The sequence below is a fragment of the Pseudomonas sp. GW823-FHT05G12 genome, from assembly GCF_058795575.1.
In genome coordinates, this window is record NZ_CM179501.1 from 3163050 (window position 1) to 3181425 (window position 18376).

Genomic DNA, 18376 nt, shown 5'->3' on the forward strand with positions numbered 1-18376 from the left:
GTTGAGCGCATCCGCCCACCTATGGCCTCACACAGCCTCGACCTACCCGCCATCTGCGATGTCTGCGGTAAAGGCAGATCGACGCGACGACACACGAAGTGCAGCCAGATCCGCCAACAGCGGGAAGGCGACAAGTGGGCAGCCTACATGGCCAACGTGGCCGCTAAACGAGCATTGGGTAAACGGGCCATCGCCCGCGGGGGAGATATTGAATGAAGACAGTAGTACCTAACCCAAAACTGGCGGGTGCAAAACTATCAGCGACAGTCAGCACTGGCTTCACCGCCAAGAGCGAGTCAGGCGCCCCCGCCCAGATGGCGATCATTGATGAGTACGGCAACATCCTTGCAGCGGGAAAAGACGTGGCATGGGCGGCTTGGCGCGTATGCGTGGAGGTACAGGAAAACTTCTGGGAGGGACAAGGGCACCTAGTGGTCCACACTAGCCCACCTGGCCTCCCATTGGACAGTAAAAAGTCAGCTTAAAGATTCAACCTGGGCGGTCGATACCGGCCGCCCACTTTCCAGTCTTCCTCTCGACCCTAAGCCATCGGCGCTGCCCTGCCCTGGAAATCAGCAGGACATCGATGTACCAAGCCCTGCGCCCCTCTGGCAATACACCGCGCATGTAAACCACGATGCGCTCGAAAGTATCAATCATCAATTGCCGAACCTTATCCCGAGCCTCGACCTCCTGCGCCTCAACGCCGGCGGTTAGATCCGACCATAGCCTCGCGTCTGCTGGCCTCTGCCTGGAGGCGATGCCGGCCAGCTCTCGTTCAGCCTGGAGCAGCTTTGCTCTAGCCTTAGTCAACTGCTCTTCGAGATCACGGGCTTTACGCAGGAACGTAATCGGCAAAACGCCATCACCCTCCCCCAATGCCAACGCTTCTGTAAGCCGGCCGAGCTGGGCTTCGAGATCAGCCACTTGCTTTCGCGAGCTCATAACCCCTTGCTGTAGGTCGCCACTCGGCCCTGCTGGCTGCTGTAAACGGAGCAGGTTCATCTGGTCTGAGCAAAACGACATAACAGCCCGTTCGACAGGTGCAACGCTACAACTTCCGCCAACATCGCACCCACCTTTGTTCATGTAGGACATGCACATGATACGCCTATGCCCATCCGTCAAAGTCCCATCAGGTCGAACCTTATGCATCACGTTCTGCGCGGTCATTGCCGTGCCGCAGTAGCCACAGTAGGTTATACCGATACCAGTCACTATCCCAGGAATGGCCCCCTTCCCTCGCCGACGACTACGCTGACCACGCAATAGCTGTAATTCCTCGAACTCAACATCCGAGAGTAACCGTGGATAATAGTCCTCCAGCAGGTAGTCTTCACCGTCGACACAAATATGCTTCGCACCTTTCAAAGCCACTAACTTGATCAGACGATAAATCTGCTGTGGAGAGATCCCTAGATAAGAAGTATCGAAGCCCCGCTCCTGGATCATACTGAAGGCTCGATCAGCGCCATACCCTTCGCGATACTTCTCGATGGCAAATCGCACAACTTCCGTACGCTCAGCAATCAACTCCCAGCGACCGTCGACGAAGCGGACCCAGCGAGGGTCGCTGCCATTACGGACCAAACCACGGTAGTGGCCAGCGATCCAGCCTTCACACAAGCGCTTGATTGAGGCCTTCACGCGCTTACTTTTGGTGTCGCTCTCTTCATGAGCCCGGATCATGACCAGAAGGCTATAGACAAGGTCCATTGGCTGCGCCTTCAACCTTTCCCTGTTGTACTCACGGCCGTCACTCGCGGTGACCACGGTAATGCCCGCATTGATGATTTGGGCCAACTGGGCTTGGGCTTGTATCGGTTCTGCCCGGCTGAGACGATCCAGGCCCTCAACAACCAATACAGAGCCGGCCGGGATACGCCCCTCATCAACGGCCTGCAGGAAGACACCCAAGGCGCCCTGTTTTATGTGCCGCTGGTGAAAGGCAGAAAGGCCCTCATCCCTCAAGGAAAGCGACTCGTCTAGTGTGAGCCCCCTTGCCGCAGCCCATGACTTCGCATACTCAGCCTGCCTGTCCGCACTGTTCCCTGCTGCTTGGCGCGGGTCAGAGAACCGCAGATAGCTGTAGACCACTCCCTGAGACGCTTGCATGCCTTTGATTCCACTCTAAACGTGAAAAACCAAAGTATATATTATCACTCAAAGGGCGAACCAGTGGACACATGATCATGCCGAGATGATGCTGCTAGCCAGCGCTCAGCACGCAGGGGATTGAAAAAAAGCACGCCTTCATCAATGATGTCCACACCAACATTCACAAAAAATAACGAGAAATCATGAACATCTCCACACTACTCATATTCATACCTGCTTGCTTTGCCCTGAACATGGCTCCCGGCCCAAATAACCTGCTTTCGGTTAATAACGCCACACATTATGGCTTCTTGGCTTCATGTCTTGCAGGCGCCGGAAGGCTAATTGCTTTCGCAGCAATGATAGCGCTCGCAGCAGCGGGGTTAACGGCTGTACTTGAAACGTCCGAGCTGGTGTTTTTAGGCATCAAATTTCTTGGCGCTGCTTATCTATTCTACTTAGCTTTTAAACTTTGGACAGCAAAGATTCAAAATCAGGAGACGAGCGATGCTAAACCAAGAAGTCTTGTGGGCCTAGCGAAACAAGAGTTTCTCATTGCAGCTGGAAATCCAAAAGCAATATTGATATTCACAGCATTCCTACCACAATTCATAGACCCAGCGCATGATGTCGCGCCGCAGTTTGCAATGCTGGGTGCTCTGTTCCTGGTACTCGAGATGATCGCACTGGCAGGCTATGCCTTAATCGGGTTGCACCTGCGACGCTGGTTCAATGATCCCAAAGGGAAGCGTCTCTTCAACCGCATCTGCGCGGTACTGCTGTCGGGCGCAGCCTCGATATTGCTCGCCGCGCGACGCGCCTAAAAACTCTCAACAACAAGATATTACTATTTAGGGGGGCGAGACGCCTCCCCCTTTACAATTGGAGGAAAACGGAAGGCCAATCTTTTTTTGGGAAAAATAGAAACGTCTCCGTCGCCACCATTAAAACCTACGCCAACATGCTCCCAGTTAGAAATTTTCACCAGAGGATCCTTCACCATTTTTCCATCCTTAAATTTGTCCGGCGGCCAAGGCATATCAGACATTTTCACGATGACACTACCCATTTGCTTTGCTCTAACAAGCTCACGAACGGGGGCATGCACCTCAAGCTCGTACGTCGAGCCACAAGCGCCCCCAATTGCTGCTTGGGCAGCAAACTTCTCACCATCAATCTCACTCCAAGCTTTTGTATCACTAGAGATCACTGAAAGCTTTTCGAATGACAAGCGCGCATAACTTCGAGGGATAGGCATATTACACATCACTGTATGTTCTTTTTTTTGCGTTGCCTCGATATATAAGTCATTTATAAAAACATCACTGCTCGACCTATTATCTATGACTGCCTCAAGAACATCAGGCTTACCTACTGGCGCAACCAACAATCTAACTTTTCTGATTATAGGCCATGTAGGTTCCGCCAAGGTGAACTCACCCAAACCAAATGCAGAAAACCAGTCAAGATTTTTAACTTCCTCCCCCTCACCCTTAAGGGTCTGCTTCACCCAAGCTAGGTCGCCCAATGTAAATTCTTGGCGTACAGGACCAAAATCGACAAGCAACACATCACCTCTGACCGGTTTGGAGTTGAATCTGACAGCAACATAAATTTTTGAAGCAGGTATACCTCCACTACCCACTAAAAGGACTGGAAAAAGCTGAACAACCTTTGACTCCTTGCCGTTATGGAATAGTCTTTCCACTTTAGAGAGCGTATTCAGGAAAGGCTTCAAATCTTCCGCCGACTCCTTAAAAGCGGGGCTTATCCCCAAAATCAAAACATACCTATCTAAATCGTCTCCATCACCAAAAAAACATAACTACTGACCTTGCCAACATCAAAAAACTCCTTACCTTGGTCCACAACAGGACCAAGAGGTATAGTATTTTTCCTGTACCATTCCAAAACCTTATCAAAATCCTGAATACCTGCTGCCACCACGGCCAATACCGCCCCTATAGCGGCAACACCTCGCCAACTACGAGCCACAAAATCGGTAGTAATTGAAAAAAACCGCTTAAATATAATCCATCTAGTTCGCCGTGGTGTAATCATTGGACACCAGCCTAGACCCTGAAAGCTAAACAAAGCTTAGCAGAGCATTGAACTAGGGCTCATATTGGGAGTCGAGGGGAAGCTGCAGGTAGCAAAGAATTTATATTAGCAATCACTAGGATTACGGTAGCCCAGCTTAATCTTCCAGCAGCCTTGTGAGCAGAGCCTACTGAGAAGGCCGCTATCGACCCAAAGCAGATCTTCGCTAGGGGGTGCTGAAGGCTAGAAGCGAAGCTTGCCTGACCGACGAGGTTTTACGCTGGCCAGCAAGCCGTCCATAGCGTTCTCGAAAATTCAAGGCTAATCTGGTTCTAATCGCTCTCCGCCTGATGTAACAATCCAATTTCTTTAATAGAGAAATTTCAGCCATGCCACCAAAAGCTCAACACACTATAAAGTCTCTCACCGCCGTAGTGTTTCTAATCACCGTCATACCTTGGGCAGCCCAACAAGCCCATGCAAAGGATCTTTACACCTCCAATAGATGCCTTGTCAAAAAAGCAAACAACCTTGAAAAAAACCCACCCATCGGTCTGGTGTTGGTCTGGTCTGGAGAATGCCTGAACGGATTTACTAATGGGCAGGGACGTCTGACTGCAAAAAAAGGCGACCATACGATATTTTCATACGAAGGCAATATGGTAGATGGCATTTTCAGTGGCCAAGGCTCAATTCAATGGCCCGCCATCAAGTCTTCGTATAAAGGTTCATGGCAGTCTGGTGAAATTACAGGTAGCGGAGTTTTTCACTATGATGATGGAGCGGTTTACGAAGGGGCTATGAAAAATGGAGAGCCAGAAGGTCAAGGACGGATGATTTGGCCAAAGGAGTCTTATCAAGGAGAATGGAAAGGGGGTTTTATCAACGGCAAAGGAATCTATCATTTTGCGGATGGGCGAATATACGAAGGGTATATGAAAAATGGCCTACCCGACGGCGAGGGATCCATGACGTGGCCGAAGACCAGAGACTCATACAAAGGAGAGTGGAAAAACGACAAGATGCATGGGAAAGGCACCTACCGATACGGAGACGGCACAGTTTACGAGGGAAGTTTCAATAACGACTTGTTCTCAGGACAAGGAAAACTGACCTGGGCCAACGGAGACTATTTCATAGGGCCTTTTAAAAATGATCTGGCCAATGGCAAAGGCACACTGCATAAAGCCGATGGAACTTTCAAGGAAACCACCTACGTCAACGGAAAGATAGCGCAGCCCACCATCATGAAAAACAAGGAAAGCTCGATCAGCGAAAAAGCTGGTAGAGAGGACTATCCTTGCGAGCCATTCATTCAGGTTTCTCGTGGTGGTCGACTTGAAGAGATATACTATACGCCGTTTGGACCACGCGCCCAAAGTACACTGGAAGTATTTGGAGTTTCTTCCGACACAGAAGCGAGAAAGCAAATAGAAAGATGGCGCACTGTAGAGCCCAGGCCGGACGCCAATAGAAACGAGATAATTAAAGGGCGGATCCAGCTTCTTTCTGGCCTGAAAGACACATTGGATACCATCATGCGGGGAGGACCGGACGAGAACTGGTATCAGCAATATATATACATGCTAACTTGCTATCAGGAGGCGGGCTGGCCAGAAGATGTGAAATATCGTCGGTGCTCACTGAATCCTCCAGGAAAACTGGGAGGTATGAATGGTGCCTGTGTACCGATGTAGATGGGCTCCCTCTCCAATAGCTGCCTGTCACCAGTGTTTATATTGAACATTATTAGGGTTGCCATCAGCCATCCGCAACCCTAAAACTTACCTCTCTGCATATCATTATGCACAACCAGCTACCATTTCAGATGGCATGGGCGGGTGCGTCGATCCCATTGAGCCCCGCCTCTTACCTTTGAGCGGGTCTCATTACCGCAGGTATAGTACCACATCACCACCCACATTTAACCATCACATCATACGGGGTTTAGCCTCGCATACTCTTCTACTGTATGATCAATCAACTCTTTGACGTGTCTTTGCTTGATGACAAGACCAAGACCCAATATTTGCTGCACTCCAATCTGCGGCAGATTCACAGGCAACGTTTGAAGTTTCTCATGACGTATCATTGTTTCTGAAATCACCCCCAAGAGAATATAATTACCATCCACCGAAGTAAATACAGGGCTACCGCTTGAGCCTTGGAACACCTGAGCATCCAATACTATCTGGCCTTTTCCATTGAAATCAACGGAGGGCATTGAGGAAATCCACCCCTTCCTAATCAGCGGCAAGTTATTCACTTGATCATAACGATTCGCAGGATAACCAACAAAAAGCGTCTCGTTCCCCGGTAGTATTTTTTCGCAATCTGGCTCTTTGAGGAAGTCGACATGGAGATGCCTAAAGAAAGCATCTGTATGAGTTACTTGAGATGCATTAATGCAGGCAAGATCTATACTTGGGTCTGGGTGAGGGTGATAAACATGCGCGAATCCGTCCTGAGTAAAATTTTTAACATCACCATATACCGGCTTACCTTCTCCATCCTTTCGGTTAAGCTTGATACTTAGAACTAAAGAGGGATCTATAAATACATGCCTATTCGAAATCAAAAGTGTCAAACTCCGACTACTTCCATCCTTCAATGCAGCCTGATAAAAAAATCCGGTACCTACGGAAAAAGATGCAGCTCCTCGGGCAGCAACCTCAATCCTTGCAGTTAAATATGCAACTTCCTGTTCAAACACCATCATCGCACCCTTCAGAAATTAGTTTTTGACGAACCAACTTTGCACACTACAACCACAAGACAGGCATGTATAGTCTCATTGAAAACATATACTGCCCTACAGCATATGATCTAACACACTTCCTACTAGATCGGCTAGATGACCCAGATCTTATATTGGCAATCATCAGGGTTGCCAGCCGCCACCCAGAACTCCTGGCGCGCCAGGCGCCAAGTGCCGCCTGGGTGATCGCTTGCCACCACGGTCTCGCTCACGGGGGCGCGCCACAGTTGCCAGGCGATGTAGAACAGGTAGGCCGCGCCCACCACCTTGATGGCCAGGAACAGGTATTCGCTGGTATGCAACACCACTGCCAGGCCCATCGCTGCCAGGGCGATCATGCCGCAGAAGGCAAGGATACGGCCGGCGCCGGCTACGCAGGCGGTGCGCAGGCCGTAACGGCTGGCGTTGTGCAGTGACAACAGGTTGTTAGGCCCTGGCGCCATGTTCAAGGCGAAGCAGGCAGGGATGAAAAGCAGCAGGCTTGAAAGGTCCATTCTCGTTTTCCTCTGACAACAGCCCTCTATTTCGGCGCGTTCCGGGCCCTGCGGTCAAGTAACAGCCAGCGATAAAAACTGTACGGGTTCACGGTACCTGTTACCCTGCCGGCAATACCGAGGAGCCTGTAATGCCCCGTTCCCACGCCGACCTGTGGCGCGATCCGGCCCTGGCACATGTCGAAAGCCGGCGCGCCTGCCACAGCCGGGCCTGCTACAAGGCCCACAGCCACCCGACGTTTTCCATCGGTGCGGTGGATGCTGGCCGCAGCCATTTCACCGGGGCTGCCGACGGGCAGCAACACTTGGCGCCCGGCACGCTGGTACTGGTTCCGGCCCACCGCGTGCATGCCTGCAACCCGGCCCCCGGCCTGGCGTGGAGCTATCAGATGCTGCATGTGGATGCCGACTGGCTGACGCAGTTACGCCTGGAGTCGGGTCTTGGCGGTATCGAAGCTGGCGAACCGGTGCGTATCTGCAGGGAGGCCGAGGTATATCGGCAGTTCTGCGCGCTGAACAGGTTACTGTTTTCCAGTGCCTGCAACGGCGAGAAAGATGCGGCGCTGATTGCCTTTCTGGGGGACCTGGATTTTTCTGCGCACCCACCGCTGGCAGCGGCCCCCGCCCTGCAAGCCGCCACCTTGAGCGGGTTGCTTGCACGCATCGAACACCAGGACCCTGCGCAATTGAGCCTGGAGGTGTTGGCGCGGGAGGCCGGGCTGGGGCGCTATCAGCTGATCCGCGCGTTTCGTGCGGCTACCGGGTTCACGCCGCATGCCTACCTGCTCAATGCCCGGGTCAACCGTGGGCGGCAACTGTTGAGTGAAGGGCTGGCCCTGGCGGAAGTGGCCTACCAGCTTGGCTTTGCTGACCAGAGCCATTTCCAGCGGGTGTTCAAGGCCCATGTGGGGGTTACGCCGGGGCAGTACCGCGGAAACTGAAACCTGCTGCATATGCAATATTGTTCAATACGCCAGAACGGGCCCGGCAGCAGACTGCGGTTTTTTCCGTAGAGCAGCCCCTAATGCAACAATTCATGATCATCGCCCTGGCCCACTTCCTTGCCCTGCTCTCACCTGGCCCGGACTTTTTCCTGGTCGCACGCAACGCGATCAGCAGCGGCTGGCGCATCGCCAGCGGCGCCTGTCTGGGCATAGCGCTGGCCAATGGCGCGTTCATCGTCATCGCCTTCACCGGGCTTTCGGTACTGCAGCAGGGCAGCCTGCTGTTCAGCGCCCTGCAGCTGGCCGGCGCCAGCTACCTGCTGTACATCGGCGTGCTGTTCCTGCGCCATGCCGGGCAAACCAGCCTGGGCACAGTCGCCGGCAGCCAGCGGGTTCATGGCTGGTGGCGCAGTTTGGGCATGGGCTTCCTATCTGGCATCCTCAACCCCAAGAACGCGCTGTTCTATGCCAGCCTGGCCAGCATGGTCGCCAGCGTCAGCCCCGGCTGGAAAACGGCCTACGCGCTATGGATGTTCAGCATCGTCCTGCTCTGGGACTTGCTGGTCGCCGTGGCCATCGGCAACCAGCGGGTATTGCGGCGCTTCGCCAGCAGCCTGGCGTGGCTGGAGCGGGCCTCGGGGGTCATGCTGGTGATGTTGGCGGGGGCGTTGTTGCTGCATCTGGCCCGGGGCTGACTTGTTGCAAGGTGCGCATGTCGACCAAGGTGAAATGGCCGCTGGCCCAGCCCCCCGTGTCCAGGTGCCACACATTGCCCAGCAGCTTGGCCTCCAGCACCGGGGTGTGGCCGACCAGCAGGGCTCGCAGGCCCTGCACCGGTTGGGTGTCTCCCTCTTTCAGGCGCCGACGTGACCACTGGCACACTTGGCGCACTTCAGGGTCGTCATCCAGTTCCAGCCAGGAGCGTAAGTCTGTCCAGTCGGCGAACGGGCTGTCTGCATGCAGCAGGCCTACCAGACCGTCCGCACTCTCCACTTCCATGGCAATCGGCAACTGCTCGAAACGCTCCACGAAACGCAGTTGCTCGCGCCGCGGCAAGTCGAGGAACCAACCACCCCCGGCGGCGCGGTACATGCCCAGGTCGAGCCGCCCACCGCGCACGCGGGTGATTGCCAAGGCCTCATGATTGCCCTGGACGGCATGGAACCACGGCTGGGCCAGCCATTCCAGCGCTGCCTCGCTGTGCGGCCCACGGTCGACCAGGTCACCTACGCTGAACAGGCGGTCCACCGCCGGATCGAACCCTACCGCATCCAGGCATTGTTGCAGGCGCTGGAAGTGGCCATGGATATCGCCCACGGCCAGATCCCGTCCCCGGATATTGGCGATCATCCGCCGAAACCGTGCCATTACAGTGTTCCTCCGCTGGTAGCACCCTGCCCGCCTTCGCGCGGGCCGTGCGCATGGCGCTGTCACTGGACAGCATGGCACAAGGTACCGTGGCTGCGCAGGTTGGGAGGCGTTTTGCTGCGCACCCCAGGCTTCCTGAAAAACCCTTCACTGGAACAGGCGTTGGTGCCGGTAGTATGCTCGGCACGTCAATCTTCACCAGGGAATGGTTCTGATGAAACTGTGCGCCGTACAACTGGCGTCGCTCAAGGGCGATCTGCCAGGCAACCTCCAGCGCCATCTGGCTTGCATCGAGCAGGCTGCGGCCCTGGGTGCCGAACTGGTGGTGTTCCCCGAGCTGTCGCTGACCGGCTATGAGCCGAGTGTGGCGCGCCAGGCCGCCCTGCCCGTCACCTCCGCGCGCCTGAACCCGCTGCAGGCAGCCTGCGACCGCTTGGGCATTACCGTTGCCGTGGGCCTGCCATTGCCGACGCCCGACGGCATACGCATCGGCATGCCCATCTTCTGCCCTGAGGCGCCGCGCCAGGCCTATGCCAAGCAGCGCTTGCATGATGATGAGCTGCCTTACTTCACCCCAGGTGATCAGGCATTGCTGCTGGAGGTGGGTGAACACCGGGTGGCGCCGGCGATCTGCTACGAATCGATGTTCCTGGCGCATGCCGCCGTGGCCCGCGAGCGCGGTGCCGACCTGTACCTGGTCAGCGTTGCGAAAACCGCCAAGGGTATCCGCGAGGGATATGCGCACTACCCAGAGGTGGCACGCGAGCTGGGCATGCCGGTATTGATGGCCAACTGCGTGGGGCCGGCCGACACCTTCATCGGTGCCGGCGGTTCTGCAGCATGGGACAGCCAGGGGCACTTGCTGGCCAGCCTGGATGACCACAGTGAAGGGCTGATCGTACTCGACACCCGCAGTGCCAGCGCGGTCACCCTGCCCTTGAACCTGCACCCTGCATGATCTATCTGTTTCTAGCGTTACTGAGTTACGCCTGCACCTACTGTCTGGTCGGTTTGCTGATTCAGGGTCAACTTGCCGATGTGGCCGAGGGTTTGCGCCATCGGCCCGATGCGCCTACGCCCGGCGAGTACCTGCGTGAGGTCGGGCCCCGCGCACGTCAGGCCCGGCGGCAATACACCCTGATCGCCGGTTCGGTGCTGGCTGTGCTGGCCTGCCTGATCGCCAGCTGGTTCGGTTGACGCCTTACAGGTCCAGTGCCAGGCTTTGCCGCCCTTCCAGCGCCAACAGATACTGTTTGGCCGCCAGGCCACCGGCAAAGCCGGTCAGGCTGCCCGACGCGCCGATTACCCGGTGACAGGGAGCGATGATCGAAATCGGGTTGCGGCCATTGGCAGCGCCAACCGCGCGTACCGCCCTGGGGTTGCCGAGCTGCCGGGCAATGTCGCTGTAGCTGCGGGTTTCGCCGAACGGTATCGCCAGCAATGCGGCCCACACCTGGCGCTGGAACTCAGTACCGGCAAAGTCCAGCGCCAGCTCGAAACGCTGGCGCTTGCCGTCAAAGTACTCACCCAGCTGGCGAGCGGTTTCCCGCAATACCGGGCACTGGTCGTCCCGGTGCAGTGCGCCCAGGCGTACGCGGTTTTCCCGCTCCTCTTCCCACAATACGGCTGCCAGGCAATTGCCACGGGCCACTAGGGTCAGCATGCCGACGGGCGATGGCATGATCGTGAATGCGCTGGACATAGCGGGCTCCTGCAAGTTGCGATCGGCCCACTGTACGCATCCACAGTCTTTCATGCACCCGCTTTCTTGCTCAGTTCATTGCGCAGCCGGCAATGTGCCGCGCCTGGCTGAGCGTGACCTTGGGTATCAGCTCAGCGGGAATGCGTGATGTTGCCGACAGGTTGTAGACGTGGAAATGCTCGCTGACCACTTCCCTGGCCATCAGCTTCAACGACGGCAGGATGCGGCTGTCCCAATGCTGGTCGAGTCCGCACGGCGAAGACGGGCCCTGGCCGTCCTCGTAAAAGCGCCCGACGCTCTGGTCGAGGTCTACCCCCACCAGCAACACTTGCTCGAAGCCCAGGTGATAGGACAACTGCAAGGCCACATAAGCCACCGTGCGGGCATCGAAAAAGCCATGGGCCATGTCTTTACTGAAGGCAATCGAGCGGCTGCGTTTGCTCCACAGTGCCCGGTTGCACACGCAACTGTCACCATGGCCGCGCAAACCGTCCAGCAGGCTCGGCATGTCGGCTTTGTGCAAGGCATAACACTGGGTGTGGGCTGGCACATCGGCACGCGCATACTGCTCAGGCCACAGGGCCAGGCGTTCGCTGTCGCGCACGGCAGTGGCGAACAAGGCCGGCTGTTGCTGGCAAAAGCTTTTGTCGGTGCACACGTAGAAGAAGGGTTTGATGCCGTGTTCGGCGGTCATGGCGACCGACCCGTTCATGGCGATGATGGGCAAGTGCGCAAACTCGCCCAGCGGAAAATGTTTGGCAGAAGCGCCAGAGGCAAGGATCACCACGGGGCCCTGCTGGGAATTGCGACACGCCTCGAAACCGGAGAACGCCCCGCGTTCAGCGCTTGGCTGCGACGGAAGTGTGTTCATCAATGGCATCTTTAACTGGACAGTACAAACCACAATACTGATCCGTGTATATGCCGTGGCCGCTTTTACCTAACTTTACCTGGGTGAACTCAAGTCAACCGCCATTCCCTTGTTTGGCGGGGTTTTGGGGCTGCTGAGCGCGCGAGCAAAGCCCCCGCCAGCAACAAGATGGGGCGCAAGGCACCCCCAGGCATCGCAAGCCACATCTATATTGCAGTCTGGCGAATGCGTTTCTTGTCGATCTTGCCGACACTGGTCTTGGGGATCTCGTCCACACACCGCACCTGCCGCGGTATCGCCCATTTGGCCAGGTGCCCGCTGTCAACATACGGCTGCAGGTGCCTGGCCAATGCCGGCTGGTCCAACTGCACACCGTCATGACAGACCACCAAGGCCAAAGGTTGTTCCCCCCACTGTGGATCAGGAATACCGATTACCGCGACCGAGGCGACGGACGGGTGCTGGCTGATCAGGTTCTCCAGCGCCACCGAACTGACCCACTCGCCACCGGTCTTGATCACGTCCTTGATGCGATCGCGGATGCGCACCACGCCCAGCGAGTCGATACAGGCCAGGTCACCGGTGTGCATCCAGCCCCCCAGCCACAGCGCCGCGCCTTGCTCCGGTTCGTGCAGGTAACCCTGAGTCAGCCAAGGCGCGCGCACCACGATTTCGCCCAGGCTTGCGCCATCGTGCGGTACTTCCCTGCCCTCGCTATCGACGATACGCAGGTCCACCAAGGCAATCGGCACACCGGCATCGATGCGCAGCGGCAGTTGCTGCGCCATGGGCTGTGCCAGCAAGTCGGTGCTCAGGTGGGTGATGCTGAGCAGCGGGCAGCTTTCCGACATGCCGTAGCCACAATGCACACTGATGCCGCGCCCGCTGGCACGCTGGGCCAGGCTCAGCGTCAGGGCGCTGCCGCCCAGCAGCATCTTCCAGCCGGTCAGGTCGGTGCAGCGTCCTTGCTCGCTGTCGAGCATCATCTGCAGCACCGTCGGCACGCAATGGGAGAACGTCACCCCCTCGTCATGGAACAGGCGCACCAGGCGGTTGGGCTCGTAGCGCCCGGGGTAGACCTGCTTGATGCCCAGCGCCGTGGCCACATAGGGCACGCCCCAGGCATGCACGTGGAACATGGGCGTGATCGGCATGTACACATCGCCGGTGCGCAGCAGCGGTACCTCGCCACACGCGGCCAAGGTGCCCTGCTCGACCAGGGTATGCAGCACCAGTTGCCGGTGGCTGAAGTACACCCCCTTGGGGTTGCCGGTGGTACCGCTGGTGTAGAACAGTGTGGCCAGCGAGTTTTCGTCGAAGTCGGCAAATTCGAACTGCGGCGCTGCAGCTGCCAGCATGGCTTCGTATTCGCCCAGCAAAGGCACTGTCTGCGCGTCGGCAGCGCCGTCGCTGAGGCGGATGATGCCCTCGACTGCCGGCAGGTCGGCGCATAGCTGCTGCATCAATGGCAGGAAGTCGTCATGCACCAGTACCCACCGATCCTCGGCATGGTTCATGGTGTAGCGCACCTGCTCGCTGGACAGCCGCACGTTTACCGTATGCAACACCGCGCCCAGCATTGGTACGGCAAAGAAACATTCCAGTGCCCGGTGGCTGTCCCAGTCGAGCAATGCCACCGTGTCGCCAGGCTTGACCCCGGCCGTGGTCAGCACGTTGGCCAGCCGTTGGATGCGTTCCAGCAAAGTGGTGTAGGTGTAGCGCAGCTTGTCGGCGTAGACGATTTCCTGGTTGGGCTGGTAGCGCACACCCGACAGCAGCAGGCGTTTGATCAGCAGCGGATAGGCATAGGCCTGCTCGGCCCGGGGCATGACGCGAGTGGTGAGCATGTTGGCGGCCATCACAGTTGCTCGGCCTCGAGCAGGTACAGGCTATCGCTGCCGGCCCTGACACTGGCGCTGAGCGAGTGGATGCGTGGTAGCAGGCGTGCAAAGTAGAAGCGCGCGGTACCGAGCTTGCTGAGGTGGAACGGCTCCGGTGCCGCCTGGCCCTGGCACACCACGGCCATGCGCGCCCACAGGTAGGCGTAGAAGGTGTAGCCAAACACGTGCAGGTACTCCACCGCCGCCGCGCCAAGCTCGCGTGGGTTGCCTTGGCTGCGGTCGAGCAGCCAGGCACTCAGTTCGTCAAGGTTGTGCACGGCAGCCAGCAGTGGCGCACTGAACTCGGCGTGCGCCACTGGCAGCGCCTGGGCAAAGCTGACGATTTCGTCAGACAGGCCACGGTAGGCCTTGCCGCCATCACCCAGCAGCTTGCGCCCTACCAGGTCGAGCGCCTGGATGCCATTGGTGCCTTCGTAGATCTGGGTAATGCGGCAGTCACGAATCAATTGCTCCTGGCCCCACTCGCGGATATAGCCGTGGCCACCCAGCACCTGCTGGCCGTGCAGGGTAGTCTCCAGTCCCATGTCGGTGAGGAAGGCTTTGGCGACCGGCGTAAGCAACGCCACCTTGGCCTCGGCATTGGCGCGTGTAGCCGGGTCGTCGCTGTATTTGGCCATGTCCAACTGCAACGCCACGTAGGTGGAAAATGCCCGCCCGCCTTCGTTCAGCGCTTTCATGGTCAGCAGCATGCGGCGTACGTCCGGGTGAACGATAATCGGGTCGGCATACTGCGACGGCGCTTCAACACCCGACGGCGCGCGGCCTTGCAGACGATCACGGGCATAAGCGATGGCTCCCTGATAAGACCGCTCGCCCAGCGCCAACCCCTGGATACCCACGCCCAGGCGCTCGTAGTTCATCATGGTGAACATGGCATTGAGGCCCTTGTTCGGCTCGCCGACCAGGTAGCCGATGGCGTCGTCGAAGTTCATCACGCAGGTGGCCGAGGCCTTGATGCCCATCTTGTGCTCGATCGAGCCGCAGCTCACTGCGTTGGCCTCGCCAAGCACGCCGTCGGCGCCGACCAGCACCTTGGGCACCAGGAACAGCGAGATGCCTTTGGGGCCGGCCGGTGCATCCGGTAGCCGCGCCAGCACCAGGTGGATGATGTTCTCGGTCAGGTCCTGCTCGCCGCCGGTGATGAAGACCTTGGTGCCGCTGATGCGGTAGCCGCCGTCGGCGAGGGGTTGTGCCCGGGTGCGGATCAGGCCCAGGTCGGTGCCGGCGTGGGGCTCGGTCAGGCACATCGAACCGGCCCAACGCCCTTGGTACATGGGTGGCAGGTACAGCGCCTGCAAAGCCTCACTGGCATGGTTGAGCAGTGCCAGGCAGGCCCCGGCGGTCAGCATCGGGTACAGGCCAAACGACAGGTTGGCGGCATTGAGCATCTCTTCGAGTTGGGCGCCGATCACCTTCGGCATGCCCATGCCGCCGTAGGCCGGGTCACCGGCCACACCGACCCAGCCGTCAGCGGCAAATGCCCGGTAGGCATCGGCGAAACCGTCGGGCGTGCTTACCTGGCCAGCCTCCCAGCGGCAGCCCTGCTCGTCGCCACTGCGGTTGAGCGGCGCCACTCGCTCGGCAATCAGCTTGCCGGCCTGCTCGAGTATGGCCCGGGCAGTGTCACCATCGACCACCTCGGCCAGTATGGGCGTTTGCGCCCACCAGGTCGGGATGTCGAACACTTCGTTGAACAGAAAATCCATGTCGCGCAGTGGCGCAAGGTAATCAGACATGAGGCGAGCACTCGGTTTCTTGGGTTTGCGAAAGCGCCGGCGCCTGGGCCTCGGCAGCTGCCGGGGCGCCCTGGCCGCGCAGGAGGAAGTGCGACAACGCGGGTATCAGCACCAGCGCGCCGAGCATGTTCCACAGGAACATGAAGGTCAGCAGCAGGCCCATATCGGCCTGGAACTTGATTGGCGACCAGGCCCAGCCGGCTACGCCAGCGGCCAAGGTGATACCGACCAGCCCCACCACCCGACCGGTGAAGGCCAGGGCTTTCTGGTAGGCGTGGGCCAGGCTCAGGCCGGCGCGCTGGTAGTGCAACTGCACGCTGAGCAGGTACAGCGCGTAGTCCACGCCAATGCCCACCCCCAGGGCGATCACCGGCAAGGTGGCGACCTTGACGCCGATGCCCATGGCCACCATCAACGCCTCGCACAGCACCGAGGTAAGCATCAGCGGCAGGATTGCCACCAGCGTCGCTCGCCAGCTGCGGAAGGTGACCAGGCAGAACAGGGTCACCGCCAGGTACACCAGCAACAGCATGCGGTGGTTGGCCTCGCGCACCACCTCGTTGGTGGCGGCCTCGATGCCCGCGCTGCCGGCGGCCAGCAGGAACTGGTGGTCAGCACTGCTGTTGGCCTGGGCGAAACGCTCAGCCGCTACAGCCACCTGAGCCAGCGTGTCGGCGCGGTGGTCCTTGAGGTAGGCGATCACCGGCATCAGCGAACAGTCGTTGTTGAACAGCTCCGGGGCGTTGACCGAGGCTTGCTGGGCGGCGTAGTTGAGCACGTCCTGGTTGCGCTGAAGGCTGTTCAGGCGCGCGTTGCCTTCGTAGGTACCCGCAGTGATCTGGCGCACCGCGTTTGCCAGCGACACGGTGGTCTGCACACCCGGCAGTTGCTGCAGCTCCCAGGCCAGGCGGTCGGCGAGGATCAGTGTCTGATATTGCAGGCAGCCTTCGGGGGCCGTCTTGACCATGACCGCGAAGGTATCGCTGGACAGTGCGTAGTGCTGGGTGATGTAAGCGTTGTCGAGGTTGTAGCGCGAGTCCGCACGCAGCTCGGGGGCGCCACTGTCGAGGTCGCCAATCTTCAGCTGGAGGCTACCCCAGGTGCCTAGGGCGGCCAACGCCAGGGCAGCCAGCAGTGCAGCACTGGCCCACTTGCGTTCGGTGAATCGGTCAAGCAGCGCCCACAGCCGGCCGAAGCCACGGTGCTGATCCGCGCGAGCATCGATACGTAGCGCTCGCTCGGCAGCCTTGCGGCCCACACCGACATAGGACAGCGCCACCGGCATCAACAGCAAAGAGGTAAAAATCAGCACTGCCACACCAATGCTGGCGGTGATTGCCAGGTCCTGAATCACCGGAATATCGATCAGCATCAGCACCGCAAAGCCCACGGCATCGGCCAGCAGTGCGGTGACCCCGGCCACGAACAGGCGGCGGAAGGTATAGCGGGCGGCAATCTGCCGGTGCGTACCGCGGCCTATGTCCTGAAGGATGCCGTTCATCTTCTGCGCCGCGTGCGACACGCCGATGGCAAAGATCAGGAACGGCACCAGGATCGAATACGGGTCGATGGCATAGCCCAGCCAGGCGACGATACCCAGCTGCCATACCACCGCAGTCAGCGAACACACCACCACCAGCAAGGTGCTGCGCACACAGCGGGTATAGCAGTAGATGATCACCAGGCTGGTCAGCACAGCCAGCGCAAAGAACGCCATCACCTGGATCAGGCCGTCGATCAGGTCACCCATCAGCTTGGCGAAGCCGATCACATGAATGCGGTACTGGCCGCTGGCCTGGTACTGACTGCGCAACTGTTCGAGCTTTTGCGAAAAGGCATGGTAGTCCAGGCCTTTGCCGGTGGCTGAGTCCTGGTCCAGCAGCGGCACCACCAGCATGCTCGACTTGAAGTCGCGCGCTACCAGGCTGCCGACGATGTTGGCACGCTCGATGTTCTGCCTTAGCTGTTCGATATCACCGGCTGCGCCTTGATACCCGTCAGGCATGACCGGGCCGCCCTGGAAACCCTCCTCGGTTACCTCGGTCCATCGCACCGCCGGGCTCCACAAGGACTTCACCCATGCCCGGTCCACGCCTTGGCTGAGGAACAGTTCGTCGTTGATATGGCGCAGGGTCTGCAGGTAACCCGGGTCGAAGATATCGCCGTGGGTGTTCTCTACCACCACCCGGACCGCATTGCCCAATCCGCGCAGCGAAGCGCGGTTTTCCAGGTAGTTCTGTATGTAGGGGTGGCTCTGCGGCAGCATCTTGTCAAAGCTGGGGCGCAGCTCCAGGCGCGTCGCCGCCATGAAGCCCAGCACCGAGGTTGCCAGCAGCATGCACAGCAGAAATGGCCAGCGATGGTTGAACACCAGGCGCTCCAGGCAATTGCCCGAGCGTGGGTCGAAATCGGCGAGGTTGCGGATTACCGGAAGCGTATCTTGGCGGGTAGCGGCCATCAGGGTC

Annotated in this window: 16 protein-coding genes and 1 pseudogene; 6 read left to right on the plus strand and 11 right to left on the minus strand. The window is 58.4% G+C overall.

What is annotated here, in order from left to right:
- Positions 1–489: 489 nt before the first annotated feature.
- Positions 490–2115 (minus strand): recombinase family protein, encoded by a 1626-nt coding sequence (locus AC3RCM_RS14325; protein ID WP_492628965.1) that lies wholly within the window; start codon positions 2113–2115, stop codon positions 490–492.
- A gap of 185 nt (positions 2116–2300) precedes the next feature.
- Between AC3RCM_RS14325 and AC3RCM_RS14330 the strand changes: the two genes are divergently transcribed.
- Positions 2301–2921 (plus strand): LysE family translocator, encoded by a 621-nt coding sequence (locus AC3RCM_RS14330; protein ID WP_492628966.1) that lies wholly within the window; start codon positions 2301–2303, stop codon positions 2919–2921.
- Between the two features lie 23 nt (positions 2922–2944).
- On the opposite strand, the gene AC3RCM_RS14335 is transcribed toward AC3RCM_RS14330, so the two are convergent.
- Together AC3RCM_RS14335 and AC3RCM_RS14340 are read right to left on the minus strand one after the other, a co-directional pair.
- Complete coding sequence (locus AC3RCM_RS14335) at positions 2945–3835, minus strand: hypothetical protein (protein ID WP_492628967.1); 891 nt, start codon at positions 3833–3835, stop codon at positions 2945–2947.
- Between the two features lie 56 nt (positions 3836–3891).
- On the minus strand, positions 3892–4158 hold the full coding sequence (locus tag AC3RCM_RS14340) for a hypothetical protein (protein WP_492628968.1): 267 nt from the start codon (positions 4156–4158) through the stop codon (positions 3892–3894).
- Positions 4159–4526: 368 nt separating this feature from the next.
- On the opposite strand from AC3RCM_RS14340, the gene AC3RCM_RS14345 reads away from it, so the two are divergent.
- A complete protein-coding gene (locus AC3RCM_RS14345) occupies positions 4527–5834 on the plus strand; it encodes an MORN repeat-containing protein (protein ID WP_492628969.1) in 1308 nt (435 codons plus the stop codon).
- 239 nt (positions 5835–6073) lie between these two features.
- Here AC3RCM_RS14345 and AC3RCM_RS14350 read toward each other — a convergent pair whose 3' ends face one another.
- Positions 6074–6856, minus strand: a complete 783-nt coding sequence (locus AC3RCM_RS14350) for a trypsin-like peptidase domain-containing protein (protein ID WP_492628970.1) — start codon at positions 6854–6856, stop codon at positions 6074–6076.
- Between the two features lie 164 nt (positions 6857–7020).
- Positions 7021–7389, minus strand: a pseudogene (locus tag AC3RCM_RS14355) (LysE family translocator); the annotation flags it as partial.
- Positions 7390–7520: 131 nt separating this feature from the next.
- Between AC3RCM_RS14355 and AC3RCM_RS14360 the strand changes: the two are divergent.
- Together AC3RCM_RS14360 and AC3RCM_RS14365 are read left to right on the plus strand one after the other, a co-directional pair.
- Positions 7521–8330, plus strand: coding sequence for a helix-turn-helix transcriptional regulator (locus AC3RCM_RS14360; RefSeq protein ID WP_020192415.1), 810 nt, complete (start codon positions 7521–7523; stop codon positions 8328–8330).
- An 83-nt stretch (positions 8331–8413) separates the two neighbouring features.
- Positions 8414–9028, plus strand: coding sequence for a LysE family translocator (locus tag AC3RCM_RS14365; RefSeq protein ID WP_020192416.1), 615 nt, complete (start codon positions 8414–8416; stop codon positions 9026–9028).
- Here AC3RCM_RS14365 and AC3RCM_RS14370 read toward each other — a convergent pair.
- A complete protein-coding gene (locus AC3RCM_RS14370; protein ID WP_010953919.1) occupies positions 8976–9701 on the minus strand; it encodes a serine/threonine protein phosphatase in 726 nt (241 codons plus the stop codon). The genes AC3RCM_RS14365 and AC3RCM_RS14370 overlap by 53 nt on opposite strands.
- A 214-nt stretch (positions 9702–9915) precedes the next feature.
- Here AC3RCM_RS14370 and AC3RCM_RS14375 point away from each other — a divergent pair, with 214 nt between their 5' ends.
- Both AC3RCM_RS14375 and AC3RCM_RS14380 read left to right on the plus strand, forming a co-directional pair.
- The gene (locus AC3RCM_RS14375; protein WP_492628971.1) at positions 9916–10659 is read left to right on the plus strand and encodes a carbon-nitrogen hydrolase family protein; all 744 of its coding nucleotides are present in this window, start codon (positions 9916–9918) and stop codon (positions 10657–10659) included.
- A complete protein-coding gene (locus AC3RCM_RS14380) occupies positions 10656–10898 on the plus strand; it encodes a hypothetical protein (protein ID WP_064490582.1) in 243 nt (80 codons plus the stop codon). The genes AC3RCM_RS14375 and AC3RCM_RS14380 overlap by 4 nt, the downstream gene beginning before the upstream one ends.
- A 4-nt stretch (positions 10899–10902) precedes the next feature.
- On the opposite strand, the gene AC3RCM_RS14385 is transcribed toward AC3RCM_RS14380, so the two are convergent.
- The 5 genes from AC3RCM_RS14385 to AC3RCM_RS14405 all read right to left on the minus strand — a co-directional run bounded on the left by AC3RCM_RS14385 (position 10903) and on the right by AC3RCM_RS14405 (position 18369).
- On the minus strand, positions 10903–11403 hold the full coding sequence (locus AC3RCM_RS14385) for a methylated-DNA--[protein]-cysteine S-methyltransferase (RefSeq protein ID WP_004576657.1): 501 nt from the start codon (positions 11401–11403) through the stop codon (positions 10903–10905).
- 70 nt (positions 11404–11473) lie between these two features.
- The gene (locus AC3RCM_RS14390; RefSeq protein WP_492628972.1) at positions 11474–12274 is read right to left on the minus strand and encodes a WaaZ-like lipopolysaccharide core biosynthesis protein; all 801 of its coding nucleotides are present in this window, start codon (positions 12272–12274) and stop codon (positions 11474–11476) included.
- Between the two features lie 206 nt (positions 12275–12480).
- Positions 12481–14121 (minus strand): fatty acid--CoA ligase, encoded by a 1641-nt coding sequence (locus tag AC3RCM_RS14395; protein ID WP_256599829.1) that lies wholly within the window; start codon positions 14119–14121, stop codon positions 12481–12483.
- A gap of 11 nt (positions 14122–14132) precedes the next feature.
- Positions 14133–15911: an acyl-CoA dehydrogenase C-terminal domain-containing protein gene (locus AC3RCM_RS14400; RefSeq protein ID WP_492628973.1), complete on the minus strand. Its 1779-nt coding sequence runs from the start codon at positions 15909–15911 to the stop codon at positions 14133–14135.
- Complete coding sequence (locus tag AC3RCM_RS14405) at positions 15904–18369, minus strand: efflux RND transporter permease subunit (protein ID WP_104887568.1); 2466 nt, start codon at positions 18367–18369, stop codon at positions 15904–15906. Before AC3RCM_RS14405 ends, AC3RCM_RS14400 begins: the two co-directional genes overlap by 8 nt.
- Positions 18370–18376: the final 7 nt, after the last annotated feature.

Bases quoted from the DNA above. Each gene is read 5' to 3' on its own strand.
- AC3RCM_RS14325 (WP_492628965.1), bottom strand. From the start codon at position 2,115: ATGCAAGCGTCTCAGGGAGTGGTCTACAGCTATCTGCGGTTCTCTGAC.
- AC3RCM_RS14330 (WP_492628966.1), top strand. From the start codon at position 2,301: ATGAACATCTCCACACTACTCATATTCATACCTGCTTGCTTTGCCCTG.
- AC3RCM_RS14340 (WP_492628968.1), bottom strand. From the start codon at position 4,158: ATGATTACACCACGGCGAACTAGATGGATTATATTTAAGCGGTTTTTT.
- AC3RCM_RS14345 (WP_492628969.1), top strand. From the start codon at position 4,527: ATGCCACCAAAAGCTCAACACACTATAAAGTCTCTCACCGCCGTAGTG.
- AC3RCM_RS14350 (WP_492628970.1), bottom strand. From the start codon at position 6,856: ATGATGGTGTTTGAACAGGAAGTTGCATATTTAACTGCAAGGATTGAG.
- AC3RCM_RS14360 (WP_020192415.1), top strand. From the start codon at position 7,521: ATGCCCCGTTCCCACGCCGACCTGTGGCGCGATCCGGCCCTGGCACAT.
- AC3RCM_RS14365 (WP_020192416.1), top strand. From the start codon at position 8,414: ATGCAACAATTCATGATCATCGCCCTGGCCCACTTCCTTGCCCTGCTC.
- AC3RCM_RS14370 (WP_010953919.1), bottom strand. From the start codon at position 9,701: ATGGCACGGTTTCGGCGGATGATCGCCAATATCCGGGGACGGGATCTG.
- AC3RCM_RS14375 (WP_492628971.1), top strand. From the start codon at position 9,916: ATGAAACTGTGCGCCGTACAACTGGCGTCGCTCAAGGGCGATCTGCCA.
- AC3RCM_RS14380 (WP_064490582.1), top strand. From the start codon at position 10,656: ATGATCTATCTGTTTCTAGCGTTACTGAGTTACGCCTGCACCTACTGT.
- AC3RCM_RS14385 (WP_004576657.1), bottom strand. From the start codon at position 11,403: ATGTCCAGCGCATTCACGATCATGCCATCGCCCGTCGGCATGCTGACC.
- AC3RCM_RS14390 (WP_492628972.1), bottom strand. From the start codon at position 12,274: ATGAACACACTTCCGTCGCAGCCAAGCGCTGAACGCGGGGCGTTCTCC.
- AC3RCM_RS14395 (WP_256599829.1), bottom strand. From the start codon at position 14,121: ATGCTCACCACTCGCGTCATGCCCCGGGCCGAGCAGGCCTATGCCTAT.
- AC3RCM_RS14400 (WP_492628973.1), bottom strand. From the start codon at position 15,911: ATGTCTGATTACCTTGCGCCACTGCGCGACATGGATTTTCTGTTCAAC.
- AC3RCM_RS14405 (WP_104887568.1), bottom strand. From the start codon at position 18,369: ATGGCCGCTACCCGCCAAGATACGCTTCCGGTAATCCGCAACCTCGCC.